We start from the raw sequence: 12,988 nt of genomic DNA, 5'->3' as shown, positions 1-12,988 counted from the left end.
CTCCTCTCTTTGGATGTGGGAGTGTAGTGGATTTTATCTGAATAATATAAGAGACAAGGTTAGATATGGATATAACAAGCAATGCAAATGCTATGAGAAGCAGGGTTAAGTCGCTCATTTTATTTCCTTTATGTCCTTGTTGAAAAACGTCCTTTCCTAATATTAATCATCAATATTGAATGATTGCAAGCATTTATTTTGTTGTGCTCTATATTTAGGAGTATTATTAATTTTCGGTTGTCATTTTGCAACTGGGTTCTTATTTTTCTATATTTTAATCGTTTTACTATATCAATAGATTGGTTAATGATATCTCATCTTTGGCTTCATGATCTATCTTAATGATTTTAATTGTTTTTTATATTTACCAGTTGTTTATTTTATCAAGAGGGAAAAACGGTTGTTTAGATTGAATGAAGATGTTTGATGGTGAATTAATTAAGATTTTGTCCATGAAATAGTTCAGCTCTTTAATATGAATCATGGTCTGTTTTTTCCTGAATCATCCAGTTTTAAAATGTTATAATTCAATCGAGCTCCATAAATTTATGTGGAAATACGTGTTTTTTTTCAGTATAGAACAGGAGCGTTAAGGCTATTCTTATCGCGTTCGGTTTTTACTGACCAACCAAAATGCCAGCAGGGTTATACCATACAGACCTTAACCGACATGTTTGACTGAAGCGTCTGGTCAGGTTTTAAACAGCACCAATTTCGCTCTCTGATTGCTCAACATCTTCCCATTCTGGCGCGTAAAAAAAGAATGCTGGTGACCTATGATGATTATGGCAACGTCATAAGGGGTAGACGTTCTGGCAGTGAAGTACGGCATCCAGCTGGTGCAACAGTGTAAGAAATACGCGTCACCCGTGGGGAAAAAAGTCGTTCAGGAAATAATTGCCGGTTAAGGATTTTATGGTACGGATGTTGGGCTGGTGGTCAGTAATAACACCTGTACGCTCTCTGCCCGTCAGCTGGCGTTGTCGCATTCGATTATCCTGCTGCATCATGAAGATCTGGCCAACATCGATGACCTGTTGGGAATACAGGATCATTCAGCTTGAGCGATGATTACCCCCCAATGAAACGTCCCTGCATAGCTACGATGACGGCCAGGCGGGGACGCAGTATCGTCGCTATCGTGAATAAGCACCCGAACAACGACGGGCCTGCAATATTTTCAACATCAAGAATGTCACTACTCGGTATTATTCAACGCCAAACCATTTTTTAAAGCCCAACCTGCCAACGGCCGCGATCGTGACTTCCCGAAATCCCGCAGTCCGGACGATCCACTGCTGGCGTTCACAGTGGCTGAAAAATGCCGCACCGGCTTCACCGCCAAGATGAAAGCGCCTTTCACTCCAGTCCAGGCAGCCGCAGCAGAGTTTCCGCCGGCTTTTGGGGTTAAGCTCGATACCCATTTGGGCAAACTGCTGATGCCCTTTATCCGTCAGTACCGTGCCGTCGTCGGTAAGCCACTCCAGATTGACCATGGCGTCGAAGATATCGACCGCAACCTCACCGGCCAGATGATCGTAGCAGGTACGGGCAAGGCGCAGTGGCACCGGCGTACTGATCCTGGCGGCGGAGTGCGGGCGCCACGAAATACCCATCATCCTTTCCAGCAGCTCGGCAATATCCTGCCCGGCCAGCCGATAATAACGATGCCGGCCCTGCGACAGGCAGGTAATCAAACTGCCGCTGACCAGCCGGGAGAGGTGGGCGCTGGCAGTTGATGAAGCAATGTCGGCAACCACGCTCAATTCTGTTGCCGTCCACGCCCGGCCGTCCATCAGTGCGCAGAGGATCTTCACCCGCGAGGGGTCAGACATAGCGGCGGCAACGTTCGCTATGGTGTGTTCAAGCGCATGACTGTTATCAACTGACTCAACGGGTTTCAGCATATTAATCCGGATTGACCGCCCATTTTTCGGTTAGCGTTGCGGCAACCTTATCATTGTCCGTCAGTAGAATCAGTTGGTTTGCATGATCGCTGTACTGTACGAGAATGCTGATGCCATCACGAGCGAGAGCGGTGGCTATCTCACCCAGTTCACCGGGCCGTTCCTGCTTAAGTTTGCGGATCAGCGGGGTGCGCACTTCGGCTACCTGAAACCCCGCTTTCTCCAGCACGGTTTTCGCGTGAATGCCATCCTCTACTAAAAAATGAGCGTGTGCCCCGGCATCCGCAGTAAACACGCCGCCGCCCTCAAGCCCGACGCCATTTTGCCTCAGCAGAGTCGCCATCGCTGCCAGTTCACCGGGAGCATTCCGTAAAAGAATATGAATATCATGCATCGTTTTTTTCCCTGTTTTCTGATGAGTATTCTCGTGCCAGCTGAACCACTCTGATGCGGTAAAACGCAAAAATCGACTGGCGACCCTCCTTCTGAGCCGCCCGGTGCAGAACATTGCTTTTCCATTGCTGCACGGCTCCCTCATCCCGCCACCAGGAGAGCGACAGTATCTTGCCCGGGGTGGTCAGGCTTTGGAAACGCTCAATGGAGATAAAACCGTCTATGTCCGCCAGCAGCGGTTTTAATTCTGCGGCAAGTTGCAGGTAGCGAGCCTGCTGAGCTGGCGTCACATCCGCTTCAAAAAGTACGGCAATCATGTTTCGGTCCTTTTGTGATGAAGTTCTGGCGTCACTTTAGCGGCCTGAGATATTCACGCTTCGATGGCTAACGAAATATCGATGCTACAGCCGGAGAGGGGGAAATATGCAGGGAGCCATCATGGTCTAAACTGAGGGTTCAGCCAGTTAAAGGAGCAAGCAATGCCGAAGCCTGAAAACCCTTCAGACCAGCAGCGCAGAAAAGAGAAAGATCACCCGGCGAAAGACGATCCACGGGAACACGGGGAAATTCCGCGAGCGCCGGATAATAGTGATGATGATGAGAGAGAGCCGCGGGATAAACAGTAAATCCGGACTGGTGGTATGCGTTGAATCTACAATCCTGGCCTGCAGTGGCACCGGAGCGGGCAAGGATCTCAACCTGGATGACAAGCGCGAATATTTACTCAGCCATGCTTGCTTCGCAGGCGAGCTTCAGCCGGTTGTGCACGTCTGGCGGGATCGGTGCGGTCAACATCATCCGGTAATTGCGGCACGCCGGGGTGTCCTTACGCGGCTGCACGGGTTTCTTTTCCGAGCAGGCGGCAAGAACGAGTGGTAAAGCCAGTGAAAGCAGCAGTATATTTTTCACGGTATCTCCCTGTGGGTGACTTAAAACGTGTGACCTGAAACGAATAAACCTGGCCTGAAAAATCGATTCCGATCGTAAAGCGTGATGAATGTTAAGATTTTGTTAAATAGCGATTGCGATAAAATAATTTATTTCATTATTCTTTCCATACGGTTTATGTATTTCATTTTGTATCTGAAGATATTACCCGGATCTGCCTCTGGAGAAGAATAATGAAGCATCTGAAGAAAATTTTGCTGGTCGCCACACTGAGCTGTTCCACGTCTGCACTGGCAGAAACCATCGGCGTTTCGATGGCCTATTTTGACCAGAACTTCCTGACTATTATCCGCCATGCCATCGATAAAGAAGCGAAAGAACGCGGTATCAAGGTGCAGTTCGAGGATGCACGCGGTGATGTTGGTCGTCAAACGGATCAGGTGCAGAGCTTTATCAGCGCCGGTGTGGATGCGATTATTGTTGATCCGGTGAACTCGGCCGGCACGCCGGCGATGACCAGGCTGGTCAGCGCGGCAAAAATTCCGCTGGTTTACGTCAACCGCACGCCGGGCGATCCGAAACTGCCGCCGGGCGTGGTGTTTGTCGGTTCTGATGAGAAGCAGTCCGGCACGTTACAAATGGAAGAACTGGCGCGTCAGGCAAACTATGAAGGTAAAGTTGCCGTGATGATCGGCAACCTGACTGACGCCGGGGCGTTGCAGCGTACTAAAGACGTGGAAGAGGTGGTGGCCAAATACCCGAAAATGAAGGTGGTGCAGAAGCAAACCGCTAACTATTCCCGCAATGAGGGGATGGACCTGATGCTGAACTGGCTGACCAATGGCGAGGAGATTGATATCGTCGCCGCGAACAATGATGAGATGGCGATTGGCGCGATTATGGCGCTGCAGCAGGCCGGTAAAAAGGACAGCAAAGTGTTGGTGGGTGGGATCGATGCGACACCGGACGGTCTGAAAGCGCTCGCCAGCGGTAAGATGCAGGTCACCGTCTTCCAGGATGCCGTAGGACAGGGTAAAGCCTCGGTTGATGTGGCGCAGCGGATGATCAAAGGCGAGAAACTGGATTCCTATCACTGGATTCCGTTCGAACTGGTCACTCAGGCCAATATGAAGCAGTACGAAAATAAATAACAAACCGTACGGACTTCGTCAGATAAGGGACCTCAGTGGTCCCTTTTTTATTTTATAATCCTTTAACGGACCTTCTGATTCTCAGCCTGAGAACGCCAGTTACTGAACGGAATATGAATAAAAAACTGATTATCGCCGGAATCCTCGCTCTTATCGCCAGCTACGCCGGGCTGAGGCCTTCGGCCGAACACAGCCCGAGCCAGCAGCAGTCTCAGCAACAGCAACACTCTTCGAGTTCCGCATCGGGAAGGTCGGTTACAGAGCAGAATCAGCAACGTTCCGGGAGTTCAGCGCAGGATACGCGCACGATCACTGCGCCGCAACGCGATGATATCAGCGTACTGACACAGCAGAATCGCGTAGCGAACTACCTCCAGCAGCATCAGCGCCTGCCGGAATACTATATCCGTAAGAATGAAGCGCGCCGCCTGGGTTGGGACCCGTCCCGGGGTAATCTGTGCCAGGTTTTGCCGGGTAAGGCGATTGGCGGCGATCGTTTCAGTAACCGCGAAGGAGGGCTGCCGGAAAAGGCAGGGCGGAAATGGTTTGAAGCGGACGTTAACTATCATTGCGGTCGTCGCGGCCGCGACCGGATGCTGTGGTCCAGCGATGGCCTGATTTATGTCACCCGCGATCACTATCGCCATTTTGAACAGGTGAACTGAGATGCAGCTGGTCAGCTTTGATTTACACGACGTGCGCGATGAGCAGGACTTCTACCGGCAGTTTGCAGAGAAGTTCGGCCTGCATGGCTTTGGCAATAACCTTGATGCGCTGTGGGATGTGCTGACCGGCGAGGTTTCGCTGCCGCTGCGCATCATGTTAAGGCATCTGCCCGGGCATCCCGCCGAGGCTGGCTTGCAGCGTATCGTGACGGTGATGCAGGAAGCTGAATCCGAAACTGCAGGGGCCTTCAGTGTTCGAACCTGCCAGCCGCTGTAGCTTGCATAACGGATGCGCCGTCAGTATGGTGTGCGCATCGATACCGACCCGGACAAAACATGACTGCGAATCACTCAAAAGACCCGCTTCACGGCGTGACCCTGGAAGCCCTGCTAACCCGTCTGGTGGAACGCTACGGCTGGGACGATCTGGCCGCACGTATCAACATCAACTGTTTCAAAAACGAACCCAGTATCAAGTCCAGCCTGAAATTTCTCCGCCGCACACCGTGGGCGCGTAGCGAAGTTGAAGCGCTGTATATTGCCTCACTTAACGAGCCGCAGGATATCCCCGCCGACAGTCCGTGGGCTAACCATCGCGGGCGCGATCGGTAATTCAGCGTCACCGCCAGAACTGCGTGAAAATAGCCGGTATCCCTCCGCGGATAGCGGCTTTTTTTTGCCCGATCGATGCAGTTTCAGAACAGGCTTAACCCTGTTCCGCTTACTCCGGCACGTGAGGGACGCTATAATTGACCGTTCATTATTGGCTGGAGAAATTGCCGGATGTTTACCCGTTCCATCCTCACCGTTATCGTTGCCGCAGGCATTCTGACCGGCTGCGCGCCGCATTCTTCCGGCATTGCGTCCATCAGCGCTGTTGACGAGGGTTCGCCCGCCGCAGCTCAGGCGTCCAGCGTTTATGTGAACACCACGCATATTCAGGATCAAACTGCGGCGGCGGTGGATAGCTCCGCAGCGCAGGCGCAAAATCAGACTGCATCGACTGCATCGACTGCATCGACTGCATCGACTGCATCGACTGCATCGATGGGCTCGCAGGCTAACAGCTCCCCGGCAACGGCTTCGACGTCAACCAGCGAGGATGCCAGTGCAGGCAACTCGGCGTCTGCGGGTTCTCAGACATCGGCCACAGAAACCGAGACCGCAAAGGCAACTGCGCAGAATGCTTCCGTTGATGCAGCGAGTGCTCCCACTCACATCGCGGCGTCGGAGACAGCGAACGCGCAGGCTCAGAGCACAGCTGCTGCTACAACGACAGCTCCGGTAGCATCCGTTGATAGTCCAGCGGCTCAAGCCTCGGCAACTTCTGCGGGCACTGAAAACGCGCAGGCTCAGAGCACCACCGCGACTACTCCGACAGCACCGGCTGCCGTTGCCTCTGCGGATGCCGGCCCGGCAGAAACCGCCGACATCACCCCCCCGATTGTTCCGGTGGTAACCACCGCAGCTCAGATGCAGACCGATCCGGTGAACAAACCCCCCGCGCAGTCGGTCATTCACGTCTATCACGCGTTAACCAAGACCGATGACGGTTCGTCAATTATCTTGACGGTAGATGGCAAGGAGGCGGGGGTGCTTAAGCGCGGTGAAGTGACGTCGCTGAGCGTTGCGCCGGGTAAGCATAAGCTGGGTGGCTACGTTCGCACGCTGTTTGGTATGGGCCGCGTGACCATCCCCGCGCTGGATATCACCACATCATCCTGGGCCGTCACCAAAATTTCCTATGCGGTCACCAAAGATAAACCAGGCTTTACGCTGACTAAGAAAGGGAATAGCTGAAAGCAGGAAGTCCAAAGCTGAATGCAGAAACAAGGATGTCGGCGGTGGGATAAAAAAAGCCCCGGCGAATGCCGGGGCTGCAGGGGCGTTAAATTACAGCGCCATGTCCTGTTTTGCGCTTTCCGCACGTTTTTCCGGCTGAGCCTGCGGGGCCGCGTCGGTTGAGTTATTCATCTGAATAACCGGCGGCGTGGTCAGCTGCAGCGTCGCGGCGGTGTCATTCCAAACCTGCTGAGTCAGGGCAACGTTACCGTTCAATTCCTGACCGTAGCTTGGCACGATAGCGCGGATCTTGCTCTGCCATTCCGGGCTGTTGAACTGCTCTGGGAACAGTTTTTTCACCACGTTCAGTGCAATTGGTGCAGCGGTAGACGCACCCGGGGACGCACCCAGCAGGGCCGCCACGGTTTTCTGCTGATCGGTCACGATTTCCGTACCCAGTTTCAGCACGCCGCCTTTATCCGCATCTTTCTTGATAATCTGCACGCGCTGACCGGCCTGAATCAGTTTCCAGTCTTCTTTACGTGCGTTCGGGTAGTACTCTTTCAGCGCGGCAAAGCGATCATCGTCGTTCTGCATGACCTGGCCCACCAGGTATTTCACCAGATCGAAGTTGTCCATGCCTACGTGAGTCATCGGCATAAAGTTGCTGGTGGTGGTGGTGCTCAGCAGATCGAACAGTGAGCCGTTTTTCAGGAACTTGGTAGAGAAGGTCGCGAACGGCCCAAACAGCACCACGCGCTTGCCGTCCAGGAAGCGGGCGTCAAGGTGCGGAACGGACATCGGTGGCGCACCAACAGAAGCCTGTCCGTACACTTTTTCCTGATGCTGTTTAGTGATTTCCGGGTTCTCAGACACCAGGAATGAACCGCCCACCGGGAAGCCAGCATAGTTGTCCGCTTCCGGGATACCGGTTTTTTGCAGCAGCTTCAGCGCGCCGCCGCCGGCACCGATAAACACGTATTTCGCATCTACGCTGTGCTTTTCACCGCTCTTCACATCGGTGATCGTCACATGCCAGCTGTTGTCAGCGTTACGTGCAAACTCGGTGGCTTCTGCAGATGTTTCCAGCGTGAAGTTTTTATCTTTCTTCAGGCTGCCGATCAGCTGGCGGGTAATTTCGCCGTAGTTGACATCGGTGCCGACCGGGGTCCAGGTCGCAGCGACTTTCTGCTGCGGATCGCGTCCTTCAATCACCAGCGGTGCCCACTGTTTGATCTGATTCTGATCGGTGGAGAACTTCATGCCCTGGAACAGGGTGGTCTGCTGCAGCGCCTGGTAACGCCTGGTCAGGTAGTTAACGTTCGCGTCACCCCAGACAAAGCTCATATGCGGCGTGGAGTTAATAAAGGAGTGCGGGTTGTTGAGGATGCCGCGTTTAACCTGCGCCGTCCAGAACTGGCGGGAGATCATAAACTGTTCGTTGATATCCAGCGCCTTGCTGACATCAATGGAGCCATCCGCGCGCTCCGGCGTATAGTTCAGCTCCATATTGGCCGAGTGGCCGGTACCGGCGTTGTTCCATCCGTTGGAAGATTCAAGGGCCACTCCGTCCAGCTTCTCAACCATCAGCTGTTTCCAGTCTGGCTGCAGCTCCTGTAGCCAGGTACCCAGCGAAGCACTCATGATGCCGCCGCCGATCAGCAGGACGTCGGTTTTCTGATTAACTGGCGTTTCAGCATAGCTGGCAGAACAAACGAGCAGTGCTGACAGGGAAAGAACGGGGATAAATCTTCTGGAATTAGACATTTCAATAACACACATCAATAAAAGTTTAAAAACTGGATGAATATTTTAACGTAAATTGTGATCCAGATAAAAATTTTCTTCACTTTTTTCACATGTCGCCATCTTTTGTTATGGAAGACACGCGGTTAGCCATTTACTGGCGGACGAAATTCTCACTCTGGCGATTCAGACCGGGGCCGATTCAGGTTATATTTGCACCATTTGCGCCCATTTGGTTATACTGAAATAACCATTTGGAGGGGTCGCTATGAGAATCTTTACGCCTGAAGTATCCGTACCGCTTGTGGAAACGCTGTGGCAGCATGTTGGCCTCAATGTTGCCGACGGCGTTCTGCTGGTGGGCGAAATTGATAAAGGCCTGGAAGGTGAAGTCGCTAACCGCATTGCCAGCTGGGCGCACATTACCCAGGCCGAGCTGCGCCGGATGACCGGTATTCCCAGCACCACCTTCAGCCGCAATATTAAAAAGCGCTTCAGTCCCGACCAGAGCGAGCGGCTGGTGCGCTTTATTCGCGTGCTGGATCGCGCCGTCGATCTATTTGAAGGCGATAAGCTTGCCGCGCAGAAGTGGCTGAATGAGCCAAGCCGCGCGCTGGGATGGAAAGCACCCGCTGACCTGCTGGCCTCTGAATCCGGTGCCTGGGAGGTGATGCGGCTGATCACCAGACTGGAACACGGGGTCTGGTCTTGATCCTCTACCGCCTGACCAAAACCCGCTTCGCGGCTGGGGCCTGGAGCGGGCAGGGAGCAAAGGAAGCCGGTGGCCGCTGGAACAGCGTGGGTACGGCAATGGTTTACGCCGCTGAGGCGGCATCTCTGACCATGCTGGAAACGCTGGTGCATCTGCACGCGGCGAATCTGTTGGACAGCTTTACCCTGTTTTCTATTGATGTCGATGATGATTTGATTCAGATGATCGATAACCAAATTCTTCCCGCCAACTGGGCGGCACCGGAAGCTCCGCTGGCGCTGGCGGAGATGGGCGATCGCTGGGTAGAGAGCGGCGATGCGGTGGCGCTGAGAGTGCCGAGCGCGCTGTCGCCGGTGGAGTACAACTTCCTGCTGAATCCGCGGCATCCGCAGTTTTTGTCTATCGTCAGCAGGGCGGTAAAAATTGACTTCCAGTTCGATGCCCGACTGAAATAATAGCTGCTCGGCTGCTCGGCTGCTCGGCTGCTCGGCTGCTCGGCTGCTCGGTAATTTGCGGGCTCAACGGTTCAGAGAGCGGATCATTTAGCTAAATGGGTTAACCGTTCTCGCCTGTCTCGCGCCTTGCCGCACGGCGATACAGCGTACTAATTTAACGGAGCCGGATCGGATGCTATCCGCCTGTCGCTGGGCTCGGTCCCGATGCTGATCCTCTCGCTGACCGTGGTGGGTATTCTGAAAGAAGCGGGAGCGATTGAACTGCTGACCCATCTGGTTGCCCCGGTGCTGGATTCGGCGGGGTAATCTACCGTCTCTTTTTTCTGCCGTGCCGGGGAGGATTTGCCCCGGCTGTGTTATCGCCTGAGCAGGGGGAAGAGGGCGCCCGTGCCCCTGTAGCGATTACTCGTAGCAAACGCCCGGATTTTCTGACAGCAGCACAAAGTTCTGCGTATTCTTATCCAGCGCGCGGATGGCACCGCTTTCGATATCATAAACCCAGCCGTGCAGGCGCAGCGCCTTATCACGCAGGCCAACCGCGACGGACGGATGCGTTTTGATATTGTTCAGCTGTGCGATAACGTTCTCCTGCACCATCGCATTCACTTTCTCTTCTTCACTGGCGTAGGTTTTTTTCTCGACAACGGCTTTCGCGGCATCGGAGTAGCGCAGCCAGTGCTGAACGGCAGGCATAGGGTCCAGGCACTGACAGGTGGCGATGGCTTTCATTGCGCCGCAGTTGGAGTGACCACAGATAACGATATCGGTAACTCCCAGTGCCATTACCGCATATTCGATGGTCGCAGAAACGCCGCCCGGCTCAGGGCCGAAAGAGGGCACGATATTCCCGGCATTACGAATGACAAAGAGCTGTCCGGGTTCCTGCTGGGTAACCAGTTCAGGCACCAGACGGCTGTCGGAGCAGGAGATAAACAACGCTTTAGGATTCTGGCTGGAAGCAAGGCTGCGGAATAATTCTTTCTGATTAGGGAAAACATCTTTCTGGAAATTCAGAAAACCTTCAACAATGTGCTGCATAGCAGAGCTCTACCTTCTTTTATCGTGAAATAATATTCTGACACCGAAGCACCGCCGCGTGCAACTTATCAGAAAAATCTACACCTGACCTTCCGGCAGACGCCCATCACTGACGCACAGCGTAAGGCGATGTTTTTTCACCTTGTAGTATAGCGTGGTCCGGGCTGTCTGCAGTTCCTGAGCCGTTCTGGCGATATTGCCCCGGGTGCTGTTAATTGAGTTAGAGCGCAACCGTATTGAATAAATTGCCCGAATGGTTGCTCAGGACCCGAAGGCTTTATCATAACATCTCTAATTAGTTACAACATACAATTTAGTGTGAATACGGTTCAATGCAGTAACAGTGTTGTCATCATTCAGGCAGGGGATAAAAGGGCGGCAAGATAATTATAGTGGTAAGCGTGGGTCAAATTCACCTGGTAAAGGCGGACAATGCTTAAAGAAAACTTTAATGACCTCATCTACTTGGTGATGTTAGTTTTTAATACGCTATCCGCGCGCATTGATGCGACATTATCCGGAATGGGGATTTCCTGCGTGCCTGAAGATTCGGTAAAAACGCATATACAGGAAGGCAAATTACAAAGCATATTACAGGACTGGTGTGAACCTTTTACGGGTTAAATTTTTTAAAGGCCAGTAGTTAATCTCTATCCTCATAAAAGGGTGATCTTCTTGGCATAACGCCGTCCGATGTGTTTTTTAAAGGGTAGAATGGCGCTCTCGGTATTACCGATGATATGCACCATAGCTTGGGCCGCCACTTTAGTATTGAACTCAGTAACAGTGGCCTCATCAACCTGATTTTTACCTGGTAAAAATCGTTCGGAATCGCAGATGATATAGGCAATGCGAGGCGAAATTGGGTAATAGAAATCAGCGTGTTCAGGTGCAGAGAATTCTGTCTCTGAGATACATGCATGTACATTGACGATCGGCTGATCGGACGTAATGAAAGGACGCTCTGTGTCATTTACCAGCAATGCATGTCTAGTGTCGTGTCGACTTGAGTAGAGGCTGAACCCGATATTCATTCCAAACATGTAGCTTAGGAACCACCATGCGTGCGTCATCGCATCGGCTACTTCAATTTCAACAATATTGCGGCGAGGCTGAGCCCTGAGCATACCATCTCGAAAAGTTTTCGTCCGGGCGATTTGATGACCCAAAAACATCATGAACTCTATCATCTGCTGCTTATCTTGCAGTATATCAAGCTGTTCATCAGCTAACTCTGATAAAATCGGTAGTACATTTTTTTCGTGGGAGGCATGGAGATTTTCCATTAGGTTACACTTCATTGCATGTAGAAGAGCCTCGGCTTCCTGATCTTGAATATCAGATTCATTATAAATGGCCTCCAAACGCTGCATTTTAAGGAAATCATTAAGATACGACATGTGCTGTTGTTGAAGATGCTCGGGACTTTGCCGGGAAAAGCTTTTTATCACTTCAACATGCTTACTTGTCAGTATTGTAGTTTTGTAGAAATAGTTGTCAGCAGCTATGGCACGCACGCTGTCATAGGCTATCTTGCCAGTCTTCGTAGTGTAGAAAACGTTTTTCGTCCCTTTACCCCAGCGGGTGAGGTACTTCGCCCAGACGTAATGATGTCGCTTCTTGGCTTCGAGATCTTTGTGTGACATATGAATTTGTTCCGTAGATTGCAGTAGTTAGCGTTAAAATCGTGGCGAGGCGGCTTAGCAAATCTATAATTATAATCGTCGATGAAATTATCAATATATGAATTCGCATAAATGCCATAGGTTTTCCATGCCGTTCGATATAACCTCGGGTTGCTTCAAAGTAAGAGAATGTAGATTCTGACTGAACAAATCGCAGATGCATCAACTGGCTGGTTGCATCGTCAACATAGACCAACATTTTTGGCGCACGCATTTTTCTGGGAACCCATAAACCAGCTTTAATCATGAGCCTTCTGAGTGTTTCTTTACCAATAATCAATCCATGGACTTCTTCCAGTTTCTCGCGAGCCAGCGTAGGACCAAAATCGGGGTACTTTTCCTTGATGATACAGCGGACCATGTTCACGATAACGGCTGAGTAAACGACTACAATGACGCGGTGTGACGCCAAGTAGTTCAGCAGCTCGGCCAGATGTCGTCCTGCGGTCAATGACATCCTGCAGAATCTTAATGCGGTTTATCTCTTTCAAAGTAAACAGTCCTGAGCTTTCTGCGCTCATGGCCATTTCTCCAGGAAGTTTCCTTTTCTTTAATCCCCCGGAAAA

Annotated in this window: 18 protein-coding genes and 2 pseudogenes; 11 read left to right on the top strand and 9 right to left on the bottom strand. The window is 51.8% G+C overall.

The genetic code is table 11. The annotated features are described in order from the left end of the window. Window positions 1-935: 935 nt before the first annotated feature. A complete protein-coding gene (locus AC07U6_RS01340; protein ID WP_494762730.1) occupies window positions 936-1,064 on the top strand; it encodes a hypothetical protein in 129 nt (42 codons plus the stop codon). Between the two features lie 144 nt (window positions 1,065-1,208). Here the strand turns inward: AC07U6_RS01340 and AC07U6_RS01335 are convergent, their stop codons facing one another. The 3 genes from AC07U6_RS01335 to AC07U6_RS01325 are packed head-to-tail and all read right to left on the bottom strand — an operon-like array spanning window position 1,209 to window position 2,617. After that, window positions 1,209-1,907 (bottom strand): ArsR/SmtB family transcription factor, encoded by a 699-nt coding sequence (locus AC07U6_RS01335; RefSeq protein ID WP_494762729.1) that lies wholly within the window; start codon window positions 1,905-1,907, stop codon window positions 1,209-1,211. Window position 1,908: 1 nt separating this feature from the next. Beyond that, window positions 1,909-2,301, bottom strand: a complete 393-nt coding sequence (locus AC07U6_RS01330) for an amino acid-binding protein (protein ID WP_494762728.1) — start codon at window positions 2,299-2,301, stop codon at window positions 1,909-1,911. Beyond that, a complete protein-coding gene (locus tag AC07U6_RS01325; protein WP_494762727.1) occupies window positions 2,294-2,617 on the bottom strand; it encodes an antibiotic biosynthesis monooxygenase family protein in 324 nt (107 codons plus the stop codon). The genes AC07U6_RS01330 and AC07U6_RS01325 overlap by 8 nt, the downstream gene beginning before the upstream one ends. Window positions 2,618-2,779: 162 nt before the next feature. Here AC07U6_RS01325 and AC07U6_RS01320 point away from each other — a divergent pair, with 162 nt between their 5' ends. Continuing rightward, window positions 2,780-2,926 carry a hypothetical protein gene (locus tag AC07U6_RS01320; protein ID WP_494762726.1) on the top strand — a complete coding sequence of 49 codons (147 nt, stop codon included), beginning with the start codon at window positions 2,780-2,782 and terminating at the stop codon, window positions 2,924-2,926. A 94-nt stretch (window positions 2,927-3,020) separates the two neighbouring features. Here the strand turns inward: AC07U6_RS01320 and AC07U6_RS01315 are convergent, their stop codons facing one another. Beyond that, the gene (locus AC07U6_RS01315; RefSeq protein ID WP_494762725.1) at window positions 3,021-3,209 is read right to left on the bottom strand and encodes a hypothetical protein; all 189 of its coding nucleotides are present in this window, start codon (window positions 3,207-3,209) and stop codon (window positions 3,021-3,023) included. 212 nt (window positions 3,210-3,421) lie between these two features. Between AC07U6_RS01315 and AC07U6_RS01310 the strand changes: the two genes are divergently transcribed. The 5 genes from AC07U6_RS01310 (at window position 3,422) to AC07U6_RS01290 (ending at window position 6,804) form a co-directional block, all read left to right on the top strand. Then, window positions 3,422-4,339 (top strand): sugar ABC transporter substrate-binding protein, encoded by a 918-nt coding sequence (locus AC07U6_RS01310; protein WP_494762724.1) that lies wholly within the window; start codon window positions 3,422-3,424, stop codon window positions 4,337-4,339. A gap of 113 nt (window positions 4,340-4,452) precedes the next feature. Then, on the top strand, window positions 4,453-5,004 hold the full coding sequence (locus AC07U6_RS01305; protein WP_494762723.1) for a ribonuclease domain-containing protein: 552 nt from the start codon (window positions 4,453-4,455) through the stop codon (window positions 5,002-5,004). A 1-nt stretch (window position 5,005) separates the two neighbouring features. After that, entirely contained in the window at window positions 5,006-5,281 is a 276-nt protein-coding gene (locus tag AC07U6_RS01300; RefSeq protein ID WP_494762722.1) for a barstar family protein, read from the top strand. Between the two features lie 59 nt (window positions 5,282-5,340). After that, window positions 5,341-5,616 carry a VF530 family protein gene (locus AC07U6_RS01295; RefSeq protein ID WP_494762721.1) on the top strand — a complete coding sequence of 92 codons (276 nt, stop codon included), beginning with the start codon at window positions 5,341-5,343 and terminating at the stop codon, window positions 5,614-5,616. Window positions 5,617-5,787: 171 nt separating this feature from the next. Further along, window positions 5,788-6,804 (top strand): hypothetical protein, encoded by a 1,017-nt coding sequence (locus tag AC07U6_RS01290; RefSeq protein WP_494762720.1) that lies wholly within the window; start codon window positions 5,788-5,790, stop codon window positions 6,802-6,804. Window positions 6,805-6,897: 93 nt separating this feature from the next. On the opposite strand, the gene mqo is transcribed toward AC07U6_RS01290, so the two are convergent. Beyond that, complete coding sequence (mqo, locus tag AC07U6_RS01285; protein WP_494762719.1) at window positions 6,898-8,553, bottom strand: malate dehydrogenase (quinone); 1,656 nt, start codon at window positions 8,551-8,553, stop codon at window positions 6,898-6,900. A 247-nt stretch (window positions 8,554-8,800) separates the two neighbouring features. Between mqo and AC07U6_RS01280 the strand changes: the two genes are divergently transcribed. From AC07U6_RS01280 to AC07U6_RS01270, 3 genes and pseudogenes are all read left to right on the top strand, one after another. Then, window positions 8,801-9,244 (top strand): Xre family toxin-antitoxin system antitoxin, encoded by a 444-nt coding sequence (locus AC07U6_RS01280; protein WP_494762718.1) that lies wholly within the window; start codon window positions 8,801-8,803, stop codon window positions 9,242-9,244. Continuing rightward, window positions 9,241-9,699 (top strand): RES family NAD+ phosphorylase, encoded by a 459-nt coding sequence (locus tag AC07U6_RS01275; protein ID WP_494762717.1) that lies wholly within the window; start codon window positions 9,241-9,243, stop codon window positions 9,697-9,699. Before AC07U6_RS01280 ends, AC07U6_RS01275 begins: the two co-directional genes overlap by 4 nt. Before the next feature lie 156 nt (window positions 9,700-9,855). Beyond that, window positions 9,856-9,990, top strand: a pseudogene (locus AC07U6_RS01270) (nucleoside recognition family protein); the annotation flags it as partial. Window positions 9,991-10,101: 111 nt separating this feature from the next. Here the strand turns inward: AC07U6_RS01270 and AC07U6_RS01265 are convergent. Further along, entirely contained in the window at window positions 10,102-10,737 is a 636-nt protein-coding gene (locus tag AC07U6_RS01265) for a carbonic anhydrase (protein WP_494762716.1), read from the bottom strand. 78 nt (window positions 10,738-10,815) lie between these two features. Beyond that, the gene (locus AC07U6_RS01260) at window positions 10,816-10,968 is read right to left on the bottom strand and encodes a helix-turn-helix domain-containing protein (protein WP_494762715.1); all 153 of its coding nucleotides are present in this window, start codon (window positions 10,966-10,968) and stop codon (window positions 10,816-10,818) included. A gap of 201 nt (window positions 10,969-11,169) precedes the next feature. Here AC07U6_RS01260 and AC07U6_RS01255 point away from each other — a divergent pair, with 201 nt between their 5' ends. Continuing rightward, window positions 11,170-11,361 (top strand): hypothetical protein, encoded by a 192-nt coding sequence (locus AC07U6_RS01255; RefSeq protein WP_494762714.1) that lies wholly within the window; start codon window positions 11,170-11,172, stop codon window positions 11,359-11,361. A 32-nt stretch (window positions 11,362-11,393) separates the two neighbouring features. On the opposite strand, the gene AC07U6_RS01250 is transcribed toward AC07U6_RS01255, so the two are convergent. After that, on the bottom strand, window positions 11,394-12,383 hold the full coding sequence (locus AC07U6_RS01250; protein ID WP_494762713.1) for a DUF4238 domain-containing protein: 990 nt from the start codon (window positions 12,381-12,383) through the stop codon (window positions 11,394-11,396). A gap of 112 nt (window positions 12,384-12,495) precedes the next feature. After that, window positions 12,496-12,943 (bottom strand): annotated as a pseudogene (locus tag AC07U6_RS01245) (helix-turn-helix domain-containing protein); the annotation flags it as partial. Between the last annotated feature and the right edge of the window lie 45 nt (window positions 12,944-12,988).

The organism is Erwinia sp. GW821-FHT03D09, from assembly GCF_059420805.1.
Note: the sequence above shows the minus strand (reverse complement) of the source record. Positions and strands in the feature narration are given on the sequence as shown.

Bases quoted from the DNA above. Each gene is read 5' to 3' on its own strand.
- AC07U6_RS01335 (WP_494762729.1), bottom strand. From the start codon at position 1,907: ATGCTGAAACCCGTTGAGTCAGTTGATAACAGTCATGCGCTTGAACAC.
- AC07U6_RS01330 (WP_494762728.1), bottom strand. From the start codon at position 2,301: ATGCATGATATTCATATTCTTTTACGGAATGCTCCCGGTGAACTGGCA.
- AC07U6_RS01325 (WP_494762727.1), bottom strand. From the start codon at position 2,617: ATGATTGCCGTACTTTTTGAAGCGGATGTGACGCCAGCTCAGCAGGCT.
- AC07U6_RS01320 (WP_494762726.1), top strand. From the start codon at position 2,780: ATGCCGAAGCCTGAAAACCCTTCAGACCAGCAGCGCAGAAAAGAGAAA.
- AC07U6_RS01310 (WP_494762724.1), top strand. From the start codon at position 3,422: ATGAAGCATCTGAAGAAAATTTTGCTGGTCGCCACACTGAGCTGTTCC.
- AC07U6_RS01305 (WP_494762723.1), top strand. From the start codon at position 4,453: ATGAATAAAAAACTGATTATCGCCGGAATCCTCGCTCTTATCGCCAGC.
- AC07U6_RS01300 (WP_494762722.1), top strand. From the start codon at position 5,006: ATGCAGCTGGTCAGCTTTGATTTACACGACGTGCGCGATGAGCAGGAC.
- AC07U6_RS01295 (WP_494762721.1), top strand. From the start codon at position 5,341: ATGACTGCGAATCACTCAAAAGACCCGCTTCACGGCGTGACCCTGGAA.
- AC07U6_RS01290 (WP_494762720.1), top strand. From the start codon at position 5,788: ATGTTTACCCGTTCCATCCTCACCGTTATCGTTGCCGCAGGCATTCTG.
- mqo (WP_494762719.1), bottom strand. From the start codon at position 8,553: ATGTCTAATTCCAGAAGATTTATCCCCGTTCTTTCCCTGTCAGCACTG.
- AC07U6_RS01280 (WP_494762718.1), top strand. From the start codon at position 8,801: ATGAGAATCTTTACGCCTGAAGTATCCGTACCGCTTGTGGAAACGCTG.
- AC07U6_RS01265 (WP_494762716.1), bottom strand. From the start codon at position 10,737: ATGCAGCACATTGTTGAAGGTTTTCTGAATTTCCAGAAAGATGTTTTC.
- AC07U6_RS01255 (WP_494762714.1), top strand. From the start codon at position 11,170: ATGCTTAAAGAAAACTTTAATGACCTCATCTACTTGGTGATGTTAGTT.
- AC07U6_RS01250 (WP_494762713.1), bottom strand. From the start codon at position 12,383: ATGTCACACAAAGATCTCGAAGCCAAGAAGCGACATCATTACGTCTGG.